The sequence below is a fragment of the Streptomyces sp. NPDC088354 genome (genome assembly GCF_044753585.1).
Classification (GTDB): Bacteria; Actinomycetota; Actinomycetes; order Streptomycetales; family Streptomycetaceae; genus Actinacidiphila.
In genome coordinates this window covers 44,503-60,070 of the sequence record NZ_JBIVNJ010000002.1, presented here as the reverse complement: position 1 = coordinate 60,070, position 15,568 = coordinate 44,503, and the positions used below count along the sequence as shown (strand labels likewise).

Here is a 15,568-nt window from a genome sequence, read left to right as displayed (position 1 = left end):
AAACGTTTTTGGAGGGCACCATGGACCGGCCTTCGACCGGTGCAGTCGCGTCCGTCCCCACCCGGCTCGGGCCACTGGGCGTCGAGACGGTCGGATCCGGCCCGCCGGTCCTGCTGTGGCACAGCCTCTTCGTCGACTCCACCACCTGGGTGCGCGTCAGGCAGCCGCTGGCCGCCACGCGCCGGCTGGTCATCGTCGACGGCCCGGCCCACGGCCGCAGTGCCGCTCCGCGGCATCCGTTCACACTCGACGACTGCGCAGGAGCCGCGCTCGACGTCCTCGAACACCTCGGCATCGACGAGCCCGTGGACTGGGCCGGCAACGCATGGGGCGGACACGTCGGCATCACCTTCGCCGCCGCCCACCCCCGGCGCCTCCGCAGCCTGGCGACCATCGGCGCGCCCGTCCACGCGCTGACCGCACCGGAACGACGGCAGATCAACCTGCTCGTCCCGCTCTACCGTGCCGTCGGCCCGATCCGCCCCGTGCTCGGCGCCCTCACCACGGCGCTGCTGGGCGCGGCCGCCGATCCCGAGGCGATCACCCTCGTCGCCGAGGCATTCTCCGCCCCCGAGCGGGGAGGCATGGCCCGCGCCATCCGTTCGGCGAGCCTCGACCGGCAGGACCTGACCCCGACCCTGACCTCGGTCCCGGCACCCACGCTGTTCGCCGCCGGGGCCGAGGACACGGCCTGGACGCCCGACGACGCGGCGGCCGCCGCCGCCCGACTGCCCCGAGGCGGCTGGGCCGTTTTGCCCGGAGCAGGACACGTCGCTCCCTTGCTGGAGGCCGCACCCGCTGTCGTCGACCTGCTCACCGCCTTCTGGCGCGACCCGGACGCGGTCGGCGCCCTGCACAGGGACTCCGGCGCCCGATCCGGCCCGCAACAGCCCCAGTCCACGTCCTGATCCGGCCGCGACCGCCAGGGTTCGCGTTCCGGTCCCGACGGGCGGGGGCCGACCCTCCGCCCGTCCCCGCTCACGTGGGCAGCGGCCGGGAGCCCGGCGTCTCGTCGTATCCCAGCGACCACCGCCCAGGGAGCGTTTCGCAGATCCCGTCCAGATCCGCCCGGGTCGGCCCCGGACGTGCAGCCAGCTGTGGACGTCCGAACCGTCCTGACGCAGCAGCTTGCCGGGCGCGGTGAACCAGCGCACGGGAGAGTCCTCCGGCCCGGTCCACGACGGGTGGTCGGGCAGCGGCACCCGCCGGAAGCGAACGGGCACCATATCGGGCAGGTCCGCGGGCAGCTCGCGTGCGTTGTAGAGCCGCCCCCCACCCGCGAACAGCGCTTCGCTCAGGACGAGCTCGACGCAGGCCAGGGACAACCTGCCCAGGAACGGCACCCGGCCCTGCCGCGCCTCGACGAGCACCGGCGGATCGTCCCGGTCGAGATCCGTCAGGCGCACACCCCAGAAGGCACAGTCCTGGTCCTCCGTACGGAACACGAGGACACCGTCCGACCCGTCGTGCACGAACATCTCATGAAGCGGGAGCAGGGGGTCCTGGTGGGCGACGAGGCACCCAGGCGGCGGCGAACCTGCGGACGAACGCCCAGGCCCGCTCGCGGTCGTGGACCCCCGCCGTCCAGCGCACGGGCAACGTCGAAGCCGTCGATCACGGAACGAACCTGTCGGAAGCGGCAGCGGCCGGTGAGCGCGGCGAAGGCGAGCAGGATCGGCTCCGTCACCCTGGAGCTCAGATCGATGAGGGCGCCGGCAGCCGTCGGGCCCCGCTCGACGACCCGGACACCACCGAGTCGATGACCACCCACGTCACTTCGGCCCCTCGACGTCCGCCCGGCGCTGTGTCGGTGCCGCGCTCTAGCCTGACCGCATGCCTCTCGATGACGCACTGGCGGCCCGCATGGCCGAACCGGACTTCTGGCCCGTGTATCTCTTCGACGACGACGCGCCCGACGTCTACGACGACGATGCCGAGGACCAGGAGTCGCACGTCACGCGGTTCGGCACCGGTGGGGATTTCGCGTTGGTCCTCGAGCTCACCCTCGCTCTTGAGTACGTCGATCTCGACCTGGAGGCACCCGGCCTCCCTGAGCCGGCGAACGTCGGCTGGGACGACCAGGCCCACTTCCATCCGCATGTGATGCCCTGGCGGGAACTGGATCTGCTGTGCCGCGCCGTCGCCCTCCACGACGCGGAACTGCGCCACCCCGGCCCGATGCTGGCGTTGCTGTGCCGCTTCGCCTTTCTGGCCGAGAACGACGACCTGGACACCGTCACGCCTCTGGTGGACGCGGCGTTCGAGGCGGTGCGCCCCGGCGCCGCCGGCGGCGGCAAGGTGCGTGCGGAGACGCGTGAGTGGTTCGACCTGCGGAATCTGCGCGGCACCGGGCTGGTGTGGACGACCCGGGCCGACGGGTACGACGCGGTCGGCCAGGACGGCACCGACGGTCTTCCGCTGTACTCCCTGCGAACGCCGTCCTCGGAGGAATTCCCGTTCGCCGCCTGGTCGGCGCTCCTGACATTCGCCCGTGGACGTACGGCCGCGGCGGCCGCCGATCCCGTCCTCGCGCGACCCGCGGTGCGCGAGGCCCTCGACCGGTGCCTCGCCGCCGACGGACACGAACACCTGCGGGCACTGGCCGACGCGCTTGCCGCAGCCGGCTACGGCAACCGCGTCCTGCTGCGCGCGGTCGCCGACCCCGTGGACCGGGCGGAGGCCTGCTGGGCCGTGGAGACCCTGGCCGGGCTGCCCCAGGGCGAGCTCGTGGCCCGGTGGTTCGGTCCCAGCCCGCTGTCGGGCAGCCGGTCCTGGCGGTTGTCGCTCAGCCTCCCGGTGCGGGGACGACCGGAGCGCTTCGGCCCGCAGGCGGCCGAGCAGCTCAACGCCGCCCTCCAGGCGGCGAACCTGGGCAGCGCCGGCCTCGGTGGCAGCAGCCTGCACCCGGAGGACGGCGGCTACGTCCTGGCGGAACAGCACCTCGACATCCTGATCCGCGACGACCTCGCCCGCGGCGTCGAGGTCGTCTCGCGAGTCCTGCACACCCACGCGGCAGCGGGGACCGCCACGTTGCGTCCTCAAGGCAAGCCGGACGTCATCCCCCTGCGTCCGCCGACCTGACGAGATCCACCACGGTCCTGGCGGTGCCGCGGGTTCGGCTCATCGCAGCCAGTGCCGGGTCGTGGTCCAGCCGAGGAACCGGCGCCCGGTGCCGTCCTCGGCGGTGCCGCCGGCGGCGACGTGCCGGAGGCCGGTGAGGGCGGGGGCCAGGCGGGCGGCGACGTGGCCGGGGTGACGGGCCGCTTCGCCGTCCAGGTGGGCGATGAATTCCGCCTGCACGTCGGGGCCGCACAGCGACAGGTAGAACAGCATCTGCCGCCACGCGTAGGCGGCGTCCTTGATCGTGGGCAGCGGCCGCGGGTTGTTGTGGACCCGGGCCGTGGTACGGCACACGGTGGTGAAGCAGCGACGGGCCAGGACGTCCCAGCCGGGTTCGGGCGTGATGCCGACGTGGCCGACGAGGGTGGCCAGATTGTGCGTGGTGAGGATCTGGGCCTGCTCGATGACCATGCCGTTGGCCGCAACTGACCGGCCCCCCGTGCCGGCCCGGCCGGCCCGCTGGGCGCACAGCTCGGCGAATGCCGGTGAACCGGCGCCGAGTCGGGCACCGGCACGTGTGAGCGCCTTACCCGTCTCCGTGATCGCGAGGTTGCGGACGGCCGCGTAGTCGATGGCGTAGTACCGCTCATAGAGGGAGCCGCCGAGGAGCTCCGCGGCGACCCGCGCCGCCGTGAGGAACTTCGGGGTGAAGGTGCCTTCGAAGATGTCCGCGGCCAGTTCCTCGACGAAGGGCGCACCGGTCTCGGCCTGCCGGGACAGCACGCCCAGCTCGCGGACCAGGGGGTTGGGCACAAGCGTGCCGGGAAAAGCCTGTACGGCCAGTTCGCCCAGCTCACGCAGGACGATCTCCGCCGGCTCCCGGCTCTCCTCCGGCGCTCGGTGCCCCTCCACCGCCCGTACCCAGGGAAGTTCCTCGACCCGGACCTGATGGGCGAGGCCGAGCAGGAGCAGCGAGCGGCGGTTCCGGAACGCCCGGTAGTCGGCGGCCACGAGGTGCCGCAGCGCCGGGTCGGGGTAGGCCCGCGCCCTGGCCGCGGCGACGAGTTGCGGCACCAGTTCGGCCAGGACCTCGGCGGAGGGCACCACCCCGCGTTCCACGAGCGTGCGGATCGGTGCGCTCAGAGCCGCTTCCACGACGCGCCGGATCGCCGGCGGTAGCACCGTGCCCGCGGGCAGGCCGCTTTCCCGTGCCTCGGGCTCCGTGACATCCGCGATCAGCTGTGCCGTGTCGGCCGTGCCGGTGTCCTGGGGGAGTGCCGACAGCCTGCGCAGGACGAGTTGGGCCAGGGCGTGGTGCGAGGGCAGGGCCGCCTGGACCGCTTGCCGGGCGCGCAGTCGTGTGTGCCGTTCCGAGCCGGGACGGTCACGCCGGCGCACCATGGACTCCACCGCGTGCCGCAGCAGCCCGAGTTGCCGCGGGTTGAGCGGCCGCCCGGCGGCGGTCTCCTCCAAGGCGCCGCGCAGGATGCCCAGGTTCTCCTTCGGGTCGCGGTGCTTGGTGCAGCGGGTGTGGATCGCGGCGAGATCCTGGTAGCGGCGCAGGAGCGCCGCGCCTCGTTGCCGCCAGGCGTCGTCGGGCAGGTGGTCCAGCACGCGGCCGGTACCGGCGGTCTCCAGCCAATGGGTGAGGAGTTCGTCGCCGAACGGCTGCCAGACGCCGAGCGCCTCACGCTGCGTCTCGACGGCTGAGTGGGGCCGGCGGCGTGCCAGCAACGCAGCGGCGTCGCCGACCGTGCGGCGGTGCACGCCGCGGGGGTCCGGCGCGGGCCGGGCCGAGGGCCGCGGCGTGAACCGGAGCCGGCCGGCGAACGGTTCGAGGACGCGGACCAGGCCGACGGCGGCGGTCACGTCGCCGGCCCGCACCAGCCAGGCCACCGTGAGCAGCGCGGCCTCCTCAGGAATGGCCACCTCGTAGCGGCCGCTGTCGAGCAGCGCGTACAGGCGGTCCAGTCCCCGCTCGGTGAGGCAGTACGCGAAGAGTGCCGAACGCTCGGCCGGCACCCCCGCCGACCGTGCGGCGTCACGCTCGTACGGAAGCAACGGACCCCCGGCGCTCGCGTGGGGCGTGGCGAATCCACCTCGCAGGACCTGCGGGGTCACCCAGGCGGGCAGCCCGGCGACGGGGGTGCGCGAGCCGATGGCCAGGCGCCCGTCGGCCATCCCGTCGATCACCGCCCGCCAGCCCCGGACGCGGCGTCGCGCACGGCTCCGGGTCCCGGCGTCGTCATGCGTCAGGGCGGTCAGGAAGGCCCGGGTCAGCCTGCCGTGCTGGTAGGTCACGGATCCGTCGGACCCGGCGGAAAGCTGCTGCTCAGCGTCATCGTTCATACGCCGACGTGGCAGGTGCCGCCCCTGCGCCCTCCGGGTCCCGAGCCCGGTGCTCTGCTGCTGAGCTACACGCCGATGCACCGGAGACTAGAGCCCGCCCGGCACCCGGCCAAGCGATTTCCGCGCGGCGCCGCCGGCGGGGTGGTCGCCGCGGGGAGGCGCGCGGAAACGGCAATTCCCCGCTCCGCAATTGCGGAGCGGGGAATGCGTCACGTATATTGGGTCGTTCTGTGCACTCACAGAAAAAGCCCCTCACCGGGGGCTACAAGGAACACCATATCGGGCAGGGAGCCGTTTTGTCAACTCGCGGGGACGTCGAATTGCAGCGGGAACAGGAATTCATCGACCGGGTATACGACCGGGTCGACATCCTGCGCGGGGTCGCGGCGCACGGTGTCGAGGACGCGTTGACCCCGGTGGGGAACGGTCTGCAGGCACGCCTCGAACGTGATGTGCTGGTCGCGGAGCGTTCGGGGCTGCTGGCGGCCCTGAACGCGGTGGACGGTTCGCTGTGTTTCGGCCGCATTGATCTGCGCGACGGCGCCGTGCACCATATCGGCCGCATCGGAATTCGTGAGGACGATCCCGACCGCACGCCTTTGCTGATCGACTGGCGGGCACCGGTGGCCCGGCCGTTCTATCTCGCCACCGGGCACACGCCGATGGACCTGCGCCGGCGCAGGCACATCACCACCGAGGGCCGGACGGTGACCGAGCTGCACGACGAGATCCTGGATCTCCACGACGCCGAACGCAGCGGTTTCGAGGATCCCAGTGGCGACGCCGTCCTGCTGGCCGCGCTCGACTCGGCCCGTACCGGCCGCATGGGCGACATCGTGCGGACCATCCAGGCCGAACAGGACCGCATCATCCGTGCCCCGCACCGCGGGGTCCTCGTCGTCGAGGGCGGCCCCGGCACGGGCAAGACGGCGGTCGCGCTGCACCGTGCGGCCTACCTGCTGTACGAGCACCGCGAGCTGCTGTCCAAGCGCGCGGTGCTGGTGGTGGGCCCCAACGCGGCCTTCCTCGGCTACATCGGCGAGGTGCTGCCCGCGCTCGGCGAGACCGGGGTCATGCTGGCCACGCAGGCCGAGCTCTTCCCCGGCGTCCACGCCCGCGGTACCGACACCGCCCGCGCGGCCGCGGTCAAGGGCGGGGCGGAAATGGCCGAGGTCCTCGCCCTGGCCGTGCGCGACCGGCAGCAGCTGCCCGAGCCCGGCGCGCCGGTGGTGATCGCGCACGACGACGGCGAACTCGTCCTGGACTGGGAGATCGCCTACCAGGCCCGGGAAGCGGCCCGCGAGACCCGGCTGCCGCACAACCTCGCCCGCCCGTACTTCGCGTTCCACGTGATCGACGCCCTCACCGCGCAGCTCGCGGAACGGATCGGCGCCGACCCGTACGGCGGCCCGAACTTCCTCGGCGCGGACGACATCGCGCAGCTCGGCAAGGGCGTCGCCGCGAGCCCCGAGGTGCGCGCCGCCATCGCGGACCTGTGGCCGTTGCTCACTCCCGAGGAGTTCGTCACCGGCTATCTGGCCGAACCGGTGTACCTGCCCCAGGGCGACGCCGAGGCCATTCGGCGCGGTCCCGGCGACGGTGAGTGGACCCCGGCCGACGTGCCGCTCCTGGACGAGGCGGCCGAGCTGCTCGGAGCGGACGACAGTGCCGCACGCGCGGCGGCCGAGGCCGAACGCCAGGAGCGGGTCGCCTACGCGCAGGGCGTCCTGGAACTGTCCCGGGGTTCGGAGACGTACGAGTTCGAGGACGAGGAGTCCGAGCGTCTGGCCGCCCACGACATCATCGACGCCGAACGGATGGCCGAACGGCACGAGGAGGCCGATCACCGCAGTGCGGCCGAGCGCGCCGCGGCCGACCGGACCTGGGCGTTCGGGCACATCATCGTCGACGAGGCGCAGGAACTCTCGCCGATGGCCTGGCGCCTGCTGATGCGCCGCTCACCGACCCGTTCGCTGACCCTGGTCGGCGACCCGGCGCAGACCTCCGAGGAAGCGGGCGTCGGTTCGTGGGAGAAGATCCTCCGGCCGTACGTCGGCGACCGCTTCGAGCACGTCAGGCTGGGGGTCAACTACCGTACGCCCGCGGAGATCATGGAACTCGCCGCCAGGGTCGTGCGGGCGAAGGACCCCTCGTTCGAGCCGCCCGGCTCGGTGCGCTCCACCGGCGAGAAGCCGTGGACGCGCGACGCCGGAGCGGACCTGGCGGGCGCGGTGGCGCGGGCCGTCGTGGAACTGACGCCCGAACAGGGGCGGCTCGCGGTGATCGCACCGCGTGAGCTGCACGAGGAGATCGCGGCACCCCTCGACGGGGTCACGGCCGGCGCCGAGCCCGACCTGACCCGTCCGGTGGTGCTGCTGGGCCCGCGGGAGGCCAAGGGCCTGGAATTCGACCACGTCCTGGTCGTGGAGCCGGGGCGGCTCGGGACCAGCGACCTGTACGTCGCGCTGACCCGCGCGACGCAGCGCCTGGGCATCGTCCACCGCGAGGAGCTGCCGGAGTCGCTGCGCTGACCGCCGCGGTCCGTCAGGCGGGCGCCTGCGGGCCGTGACCGGGCAGGAAGAGCCGCAGCGCGCAGTGGTCCTCGGCCTCGACGCGGACCTCGCACCCCCAGTGGGCGCTCAGGCGCTGGGCGACGGCGACCAGCCGTCGCCGCTCCTCCCGCGAGTAGGCGGGAAAGCGCACCCAGCCGCGATCGGCGATCACACGGCCGAGGTCGAGGAACAGCGTGTTCCGCGCACGCTGTTCCTCCTCCTCCGTCAGCGGGGTGGGGGCGTCCTCCGCCGGCACCAGGCGGACGTTGTACAGCTCTCGGGTCACGAATGCCTCGCGTTCTGCTCGATCGGCCGCTCCACAGGGTAGTGGGACACGGGCGAACGGGGCCCTGCCGGATGGTCGCTCCCAACCGCACGGGCTGTGGCTTTTGCACGATGCGCCGCGAGGCCCGCGAGGCCCGTGAGGACGTCTGCGCCGAGGTGACGGAGCGCCGACTCCTCGGGTTCGGCAGGGAGGTTTGCGCCGGCGGCCCGACCGGCGCCTCGGTGGCCGCACTTCGGGAGGGCCACCGCCGTCTCCGTCCCGGACGGTCTCGGCCCTTTTACCGCCGATGGTTCTCCGAAGCACGGTGAACCACGTCAACGGCCCTTTGCGACAAGGTCGGAGAGGGCCGGATGTTCGTAGCGGGCACGGGATGTGAACCCGCGACCTCTGGGTGATGAGCCCAGCGAGCTACCGAGCTGCTCCACCCCGCGTCGGTGGGACCCCCTACGGCCGTGCGGGACGGGCCGGCCGGCAATGACCGCAGGGGAGCTCAAAGGGCGTCGTCCAGCCTCGTCCCCGTGGCTGCTTCCGCCGTCGTCAGCAGGTGAACCGGCCCGCGGCTGGGGGCCGCGGGCCGGTTCTCGGCGTGCGGTGGGGGCCTCAGGCGTGTCAGGGGCCGGCCTCGTGGACCAGGGGTCCGGGTTTGCGGTCGGCTGTGAGGAGCCGGGTCAGGAGGGGCAGGGCCGCCGCCGCGTCGGGTGCCTGTGCGGCGGGCAGGTGGGCGACGGCCGCGGGGAGTGGTGTACCGCCGCGTGGGATGGCGAGGACGGGCATGCCGGCCGCGGTCGCCGAGCGGATGCCGTTGGGGGAGTCCTCGACGGCCAGGCAGTCGGACGGCGGGACGCCGATCCGGGCGGCGGCGAGCAGGTACGCGTCCGGTGCCGGCTTGCCCCGGGTCACCTCCTCGCCGCACACGGCGGCACGGACCCGTCCCGCCAGGCCCAGCGCGTCGAGGACCGCAAGGACGTAGCGGCGCGGGCTGGCCGTGGCCAGTCCGACGGGCCCGTGGCGTCCGGCCTCGAGGACCAGGTCGACCGCCCCGGGCAGGGCCGGGACACGGCCCGCGGCGACTTCGCCGGTCATCGCGGTGGTGCAGGTCTCGACGACCTCACCGGGGCTCGCCGCTCCGCCGCACAGCCCCGCGACGAACGTCGCCCAGCCGCCGTTGCCGTGCAGGGCCGCGTCGTCCTCGGGCTTCCATCGGTGACCGTGGCGGGCGGCGAAAGCGGCGCATACGCGAGACCACGCATGGCCGCTGTCGATCAGCGTGTCGTCCAGGTCGAAGACCGTCGCGCGGTGCATCCGGTCACGCCGTCGAGACGCCGGCGAGCCGCAGCCGGCTCGACAACTGCTCGATCGAGACGAGCGTCAGACCGTGCTCGCCGGCGAACGTGCGCAGCCGGTCCGGTCCGGCGACCGAGCCGTCGTCCGTGCACACCTCGCTGATCATTCCGACCGGCGACAGCCCGGCCAGGCGCAGCAGGTCGACGGTGGCTTCGGTGTGCCCGCGCCGCTCGGCGATGCCCCGGGAGCGGGCCCGCAGCGGGAACACGTGCCCGGGCCGGATCAGCTGGTCGGGGTGGGTGGTGGGGGCGGCCAGCGTCCGAGCGGTGAGCGCGCGGTCCGCGGCGGAGATCCCGGACCCGACACCTGCCGCGTCCACGGACACGGTGAAGGCCGGGGTGTCGCTGACGCCCCCGGTCCCGCGCGGGACCATCAGCGGCAGCTTCAGGGCGTCGGCGATCTCCGGCGCCATGGGGGCGCAGATCAGGCCGCCGGTGTAGCGGACGAAGAACCCCAGTGCCTCCGGGGTGGCGAACTGCGCCGCCATGACCAGATCGCCCTCGTTCTCACGGTCCGCGTCATCGACCACGATGACGGGCCGGCCGGCCTGCAGGTCCTTGATGGCGGCCGCCACCGTGTCCGGGCGCGCAACTGACTGCGGCGTCGATGCAGACGTCACAGGAACCAACCTTCCTCGAATCCCCCCTTCCTGCGGGGTGCATCGGCAACCGAAAGCGAAAGCTTGAGAAATCTGTACGCCGAACGGGCTTTCACCCGGTCCCGCGTTTGACCCGCGAGGCCGACGGGCCACCGCTCACGCGAGGGACAGGTTCACGGGGGGTTCCTCGTCGCCACCGTCCTCATCGGGACCGCCCGCGGCGGGGGCCGGTGGGTGCGGACCGCCGGTGGGGCCGCGCCGCAGATGGCACACGCGGGTCGCTGACACCCGGTGCCTGTCGGTGGAGGGTGCCAGGATGCGGCCATGGACCCTTCGGAGATCGTTCGTGCGCTGTGGGAGCGGATGCAGGCCCGGGACTGGGCCGGGCTGAGCCAGTTGCTGGCCGAGGACCTGGTGGTGGAGTGGCCGGTCAGCGGTGAGCGGATCGTCGGGCGGGAGCGGTACGTGCGCATCAACGCGGAGTACCCCGAGGGGTGGTCGGTCCGGGTGCTGCGGGTCGTCGCCGACGGCGAGCAGGTGGTCTCCGAGGTGGAGGTTCCGCACGAGACGATGGGGCTGCATCGCGTGGCGTCGTTCTGGACGGTGCGGGACGGAAGGATCGCGTCCGGCCGTGAGTACTGGAGCGAAGTGGGCTCGGATCCGTCGCCGGAGTGGCGGGCCGGGCTGGTCGAGCCGTTGTGAAGGAGCCGGCTCTCGAACGCGGACGCGTCGGCGCCTGACCTGTACGCCGTCGATGTCGGCGGGGGATTCCGGCTGACCGGCCTGAGTGCCGGACGCGTGCGCACCGTTGACGGACACCGCCTCGCCGGTGTCCGTCAACGGTGCGCGCCCCCGCGGGGGCGGGGGTTACAGCTCCTTGATGCGGATGTCGCGGTAGGAGATCACGTCCGTCGTGCTGTGGACCTGGAGGCCGATGTAGCCGGTGGCGTACCGCCGGCCGTCGGTGCCCGGGTCACCGGCACGCGGCGGGGCGAAGACCTGTCCGCCCACGTTGTCGAACTCGTTGATCACGACGCCGTTGCGCAGGACGGTGAAGTGCTGGCCCTCCGCGCGGATCTCGTAGTCGTTCCAGGTGCCCTTCGGGGTCACGCCGGCACCGCCCAGGCCCACGCGGTCGAAGCCGTAGACCGAACCGGTCTTGTACATGTCGCCGGCGGGGCTGTCGAGAATCTGGATCTCGTGGCCGTAGTTGATGGCGACCCACTCGGGGCGGGACTCCTCGGGGTGGTCGTGGACGTTCGGGAAGCGGACGAAGACACCGCCGTTGGCGTTGCCCGTGCCCGGGGCGTCGTCACGGAACTGGAGCTTCAGCGAGAAGTCGCCGTACTTGCGCTCCGGGAACCACAGCATGCCCATGCCCGGAACCGTCGTGCTGCTGGTGATGGCGCCGTCGCCGGACAGCGTGAACCGTCCGCCACCGACCTGCTCCCACTTCACCAGGGACGCCTCCGTGCCGTCGAACAGATCGCGGTAGCCCTCGGTCTGGCCGGGCTTGCCGATCCCCGACTGCTTGGCGGCCTTGGTGATCTTGTTGAACTCCCGCTGGTCGATGACGTTGTCGGCCAGCAGCTTGTCGAGCACGCCGTCGACGTGCTTGAGGAACAGGGCGTGCGAGGACCAGTCCTTCTCGTCCTCGATCAGCTCGTTGATCGTGCAGCGGCTGCGGGTGAGCCGGTTCGGCACCCCAGAGTCCACCGTGCCCACGATGACGGTCAGCCGCTCGTCGTACTCGGGGCAGTTGGGCGCCGGAACGCCGCCGCCCTGCGCGATGGTGAACCTCACCTGCTGGGCCGCGGAGGTGTTGCCCGCCTGGTCCGTCGCCCGGTGGGAGAACGTGTGGTAGCCGATCCGGTCGACGATCACGGGGGTGGTGTACGCGAGGTACGGGCCGCCGTCGAGGGAGTACTCGGTGCGGTCCACGCCGGAGCCCGAATCGGTCGCGGTGACGGTGACCTTGGCGCTCGTGACGTACGCGCCGTTGGAATTCCTGGTGCCGGCCACCGTCGCGGAGGTCTCCGGCGCGGTCGTGTCCTGCGTGGGCGGTGCCACGACGGTGAAGGAGACGGACTTCTCGGCCGCCGCGTTCCCCGCCTTGTCGGTCGCGCGGTAGCGGACCGTCTGGGCGCCGAGCTGATGCACCATCACCGGACCGGTGTACGCCTGCCAGGCGCCGCCTGTCCCGACGGCGTACTCGATGGTGTTGACGCCCGACCCGGTGTCCGAGGCGGTGACGGTGACCGTGGCCATGGTGAGGTAGTTGCCCGCCGCGTCCTTCTCGCCGCTCACCGTCGCCGAGGTCTCCGGCGCGGTCGTGTCGTCGGTCGGTGGCGCGACCACGGCGAAGTCGACGGACTTCTCGGGCGCGAGATTGCCCGCCTGATCGGTGGCGCGGTAGCGGACGGTGTGGGAGCCCACCTGGTCGACGACCACCGGGGCGGTGTACGGCTGCCACGGGCCGTCCGCGCCGACCGCGTACTCGGTGGTCTTCACCCCCGAGCCCGAGTCGGTCGCGGTCACGGTGACCGTGGCCGAGCCGACGTAGGCGCCGTCGGCGTTCTTCTGGCCCGTGACCTCGGCCGCCGTGGCGGGCGCGGTGGTGTCCTCGTCGCCCGGCTCGGTCACGGTGAGGATGCCCTGCATCTGCCCGTGGCCGGGGATGCTGCAGAAGAAGCGGTAGCGGCCGGGTGTGAGGGTCACGTCGACGGTGTGCCTGCCGCCCCTGTCGTCGCTGGGGTTGGCCAGGATGTTGACCGGCACGTCGTGGTTGTACTCGGGGTCCGACACGTCGAAGGTCAGCGTGTGCGGCATGCCGATGTCGTTCCCGGTCGCCGCGCTGTTCTCGAAGACGAGGGTCGCCGGGCCGGCCACCGCCGTGGTCGGGAAGCTCGCGTACCTGTCGGTGCGCGAGCTCGCCGTCCAGGTCAGCACCTGGGCCGCGGCCGCGGTGCCGTCGGACGCCGCTCCGGCGCCGGTTCGCCCGTAGGCGGCCGTCGAGGTCAGCCCCACGGTCATCAGCAACGCGCCGAGCAGGGCCGTCCACAGGCGTAGGGATCGCTGTCTCACTGTGCCGCCTTCCTGGCCAGATCCGCGGCGGCGGGAGTGGCCTCGCCGCCCTTGTACGTCACACGCCACAGCGCGGACTGGGAGTCGGAGGTGAAGAAGCCGCGCCCGTAGTCGAGGACGTAGAGCGAGCCGTCCGGGGCGAACTTCCAGTCCATGAGGTTGCGTATGCCGCCCTGGCCGACCGGGATGATCTTCTTCAGCGACTCGGCGGTGACGGGCAGTCCGCCCTTGCCGACGGTCTTGGGGTCGGTCAGCACGGCGTGGCGCGGGTTGTCCGCGTCGTAGAAGTCACCGACGAACCACTTGCCGTCCCAGTACTCCGGCCACGCGTCGGCGCCCGCGGTTGTGGCGTCGTAACGGTAGACCGGGCCGTCCATGGTCGCCTGGCCACCGCCCTTGAGCCACGGCAGGAGGTAGGTGGCCTCCTCGTTCTTGTAGCTGGGGACCCCGTTGGCGTCCCGCGGGAAGTCGGGGGCGCCGCCCTGAGGGGAGTACCAGATGGTGTTGCCGGTGACGGGCGGGAGGTTCACCAGTCCGTCGTTGTTCGGCGACTCGTTCTTCGGGGCGTCGCAGTCGTACCAGCCCAGCGGCTTGCTCGGGTCCGGCAGATTGCGGTCCCGGTAGGGCTGCTTGTTGCCCATGCAGAACGGCCAGCCGTGGTTGCCCGCCTTGGTGATCGCGGCGAACGTGTCGTACTTCGCCGGTCCCCAGGTGGTGCTGGGAGCGCCCGCGTCGGGGCCGACCCAGCCCGCGTAGAGGATGTCGGTCTTCTTGTCGACCGAGATGCGGGCCGGATTGCGCACGCCCATGACGTAGATCTCGCCCCGGGTCTTGCCGCCGCCCTCGTCCTGCTCCGTGCCGGTGAACAGGTTGCCCTCGGGGAGCGTGTAGGTCCCGTCCGGCTCCGGGTGGATGCGCAGGATCTTGCCGTTGAGGTTGTTGGTGTTGCCCGCCGTGCGCCGGGCGTCCGAGAACGACAGGCCCTTGAAGGCGGGCTGCGGGTTGTTGCCCGAGTAACCGTCACTGAATCCGGACGAGTTGTTGTCGCCGGTCGCGATGTAGAGGTTGCCCTTGGAGTCCCAGGCCATCCCGCCGCCGGCATGGCAGCAGCTGTGGACCTGGACGGGCCACTTGAGCAGGACCTTCTCCGAGGTGAGGTCCAGCTTGTCGGTGGTGAGGTCCAACGTGAAGCGGGACACGCGGCGTTCGGCGACGTGCCGGTCCCGGTCGAGGCCGGAGTGCGGGGTGTAGTGCAGGTACACCCAGCCGTTGCTCTCGAAGCCGGGGTCCAGCTCGATGCCGAGCAGCCCCTCCTCGACCTTGGTCAGTTCGTCGCCGCCGCCCTTGTTGCCGAAGACGGTCAGCGCACCGGCGAGCGTCACCTTCTTCGTCGCCGGGTCGTACACGTGGATCTGGCCGAGACCCTTCCCCATGTCGGGGCTGTTCCAGTCGGTCACGACCGGCGCGCCGTTCACGCCGCCGCCCCGGCCGATGTACAGCACCCGTCCGTCCGGCGCCACGACCAGACCGTGCGGCTCGCCGATCTGGTCCTGCTGACCGGGCTGGTTGGGCTGGGTGACCCGCACCGCGGAGTAGTTGGCGTCGATGGTGGCCTTGCAGTCGCCGCGCGAGAGCCGGGTCGTCCAGAGCAGGGCCCCGCGCAGGTGGTCGCGGAAGTCGGTCTCGGCGAAGGACTCCACCGTGCCGCCCATGCCGGTGTAGAAGGACCGGCCGCCGTCGTAGTCACGGCACCAGGAGACGGGGTGGTCGACGCCGTTGGCCCCGGGTCCCGGCTGGTAGCCGGCCTCCCTGACCTTGGCGACGGTGTGCACCTTGCCGGTCGGGTTGGCCGCCCAGTTGATCCACTTGTCGGGCCGCTTCCACTCCACCGGCAGGTTCCTGGTGGCGGGATGGACCCGGTCGGGCACCTCGACCGTGGCGCGCTGCACTCCGGCCGGGCTGGTGGTGGCGGGCCGGGCGCCGATCAGCCCGGCGAACCAGTCCGAGTAGGGCTCCGTCCTGGCCGCGTCGTGGATGCCGAGGAAGCCGCCGCCGGCTTCCATGTAGGCCTCCAGGCCGGCCTCCTGCTCGGGGTCGAGCACGTCGCCGCCCCCGGTCAGGAAGACGACCGCGTTGAAGGTGCCCAGCCGCTTCGCGCTGGTGAAGACCGAGGCGTCGTCGGTCGCCACCGTCTTGAACCGCTGTGCGGCGGGTCCTGACAGGCCGATGGCCTCGATCGCCTCGATGCCCGCGTCGACGGTCGGCGACTCCTCGGTGGCCGACGCGTGGAACACC

Annotated in this window: 10 protein-coding genes and 2 tRNA genes; 4 read left to right on the top strand and 8 right to left on the bottom strand. The window is 72.2% G+C overall.

Going from position 1 to position 15,568, the window contains the following annotated elements:
* Positions 1 to 20 precede the first annotated feature (20 nt).
* A complete protein-coding gene (locus ACIP98_RS03585) occupies positions 21 to 908 on the top strand; it encodes an alpha/beta fold hydrolase (protein ID WP_401973520.1) in 888 nt (295 codons plus the stop codon).
* 925 nt (positions 909 to 1,833) lie between these two features.
* Positions 1,834 to 3,081, top strand: a complete 1,248-nt coding sequence (locus ACIP98_RS03580; protein ID WP_401973519.1) for a hypothetical protein — start codon at positions 1,834 to 1,836, stop codon at positions 3,079 to 3,081.
* Positions 3,082 to 3,120: 39 nt separating this feature from the next.
* On the opposite strand, the gene ACIP98_RS03575 is transcribed toward ACIP98_RS03580, so the two are convergent.
* A complete protein-coding gene (locus tag ACIP98_RS03575) occupies positions 3,121 to 5,409 on the bottom strand; it encodes a hypothetical protein (RefSeq protein WP_401973517.1) in 2,289 nt (762 codons plus the stop codon).
* 3 nt (positions 5,410 to 5,412) lie between these two features.
* Positions 5,413 to 5,484: transfer RNA gene (locus tag ACIP98_RS03570), tRNA-Pro, on the bottom strand.
* Positions 5,485 to 5,729: 245 nt separating this feature from the next.
* On the opposite strand from ACIP98_RS03570, the gene ACIP98_RS03565 reads away from it, so the two are divergent.
* Entirely contained in the window at positions 5,730 to 7,940 is a 2,211-nt protein-coding gene (locus tag ACIP98_RS03565) for a UvrD-helicase domain-containing protein (protein ID WP_319662494.1), read from the top strand.
* Between the two features lie 13 nt (positions 7,941 to 7,953).
* Here the strand turns inward: ACIP98_RS03565 and ACIP98_RS03560 are convergent, their stop codons facing one another.
* The 4 genes from ACIP98_RS03560 to ribB form a co-directional block, all read right to left on the bottom strand.
* Positions 7,954 to 8,247 (bottom strand): hypothetical protein, encoded by a 294-nt coding sequence (locus ACIP98_RS03560; protein ID WP_319662415.1) that lies wholly within the window; start codon positions 8,245 to 8,247, stop codon positions 7,954 to 7,956.
* A 357-nt stretch (positions 8,248 to 8,604) separates the two neighbouring features.
* Positions 8,605 to 8,678: transfer RNA gene (locus ACIP98_RS03555), tRNA-Met, on the bottom strand.
* A 178-nt stretch (positions 8,679 to 8,856) separates the two neighbouring features.
* A complete protein-coding gene (locus ACIP98_RS03550) occupies positions 8,857 to 9,549 on the bottom strand; it encodes an HAD family hydrolase (protein WP_401973515.1) in 693 nt (230 codons plus the stop codon).
* A 4-nt stretch (positions 9,550 to 9,553) separates the two neighbouring features.
* Positions 9,554 to 10,210 (bottom strand): 3,4-dihydroxy-2-butanone-4-phosphate synthase, encoded by a 657-nt coding sequence (ribB, locus tag ACIP98_RS03545; protein ID WP_401973513.1) that lies wholly within the window; start codon positions 10,208 to 10,210, stop codon positions 9,554 to 9,556.
* A gap of 303 nt (positions 10,211 to 10,513) precedes the next feature.
* On the opposite strand from ribB, the gene ACIP98_RS03540 reads away from it, so the two are divergent.
* Positions 10,514 to 10,891, top strand: coding sequence for a nuclear transport factor 2 family protein (locus tag ACIP98_RS03540; RefSeq protein WP_319662412.1), 378 nt, complete (start codon positions 10,514 to 10,516; stop codon positions 10,889 to 10,891).
* 165 nt (positions 10,892 to 11,056) lie between these two features.
* Here ACIP98_RS03540 and ACIP98_RS03535 read toward each other — a convergent pair whose 3' ends face one another.
* Positions 11,057 to 13,222, bottom strand: a complete 2,166-nt coding sequence (locus ACIP98_RS03535) for an OmpL47-type beta-barrel domain-containing protein (RefSeq protein ID WP_401973964.1) — start codon at positions 13,220 to 13,222, stop codon at positions 11,057 to 11,059.
* 47 nt (positions 13,223 to 13,269) lie between these two features.
* Positions 13,270 to 15,567: a ThuA domain-containing protein gene (locus ACIP98_RS03530; protein ID WP_401973512.1), complete on the bottom strand. Its 2,298-nt coding sequence runs from the start codon at positions 15,565 to 15,567 to the stop codon at positions 13,270 to 13,272.
* Position 15,568 lies beyond the last annotated feature (1 nt).

What these genes read in the sequence shown, in the direction of transcription:
- ACIP98_RS03535 (WP_401973964.1), bottom strand. Translation starts at nt 13,222, where the DNA reads ATGACCGTGGGGCTGACCTCGACGGCCGCCTACGGGCGAACCGGCGCC.
- ACIP98_RS03580 (WP_401973519.1), top strand. Translation starts at nt 1,834, where the DNA reads ATGCCTCTCGATGACGCACTGGCGGCCCGCATGGCCGAACCGGACTTC.
- ACIP98_RS03540 (WP_319662412.1), top strand. Translation starts at nt 10,514, where the DNA reads ATGGACCCTTCGGAGATCGTTCGTGCGCTGTGGGAGCGGATGCAGGCC.
- ACIP98_RS03575 (WP_401973517.1), bottom strand. Translation starts at nt 5,409, where the DNA reads ATGAACGATGACGCTGAGCAGCAGCTTTCCGCCGGGTCCGACGGATCC.
- ACIP98_RS03585 (WP_401973520.1), top strand. Translation starts at nt 21, where the DNA reads ATGGACCGGCCTTCGACCGGTGCAGTCGCGTCCGTCCCCACCCGGCTC.
- ACIP98_RS03550 (WP_401973515.1), bottom strand. Translation starts at nt 9,549, where the DNA reads ATGCACCGCGCGACGGTCTTCGACCTGGACGACACGCTGATCGACAGC.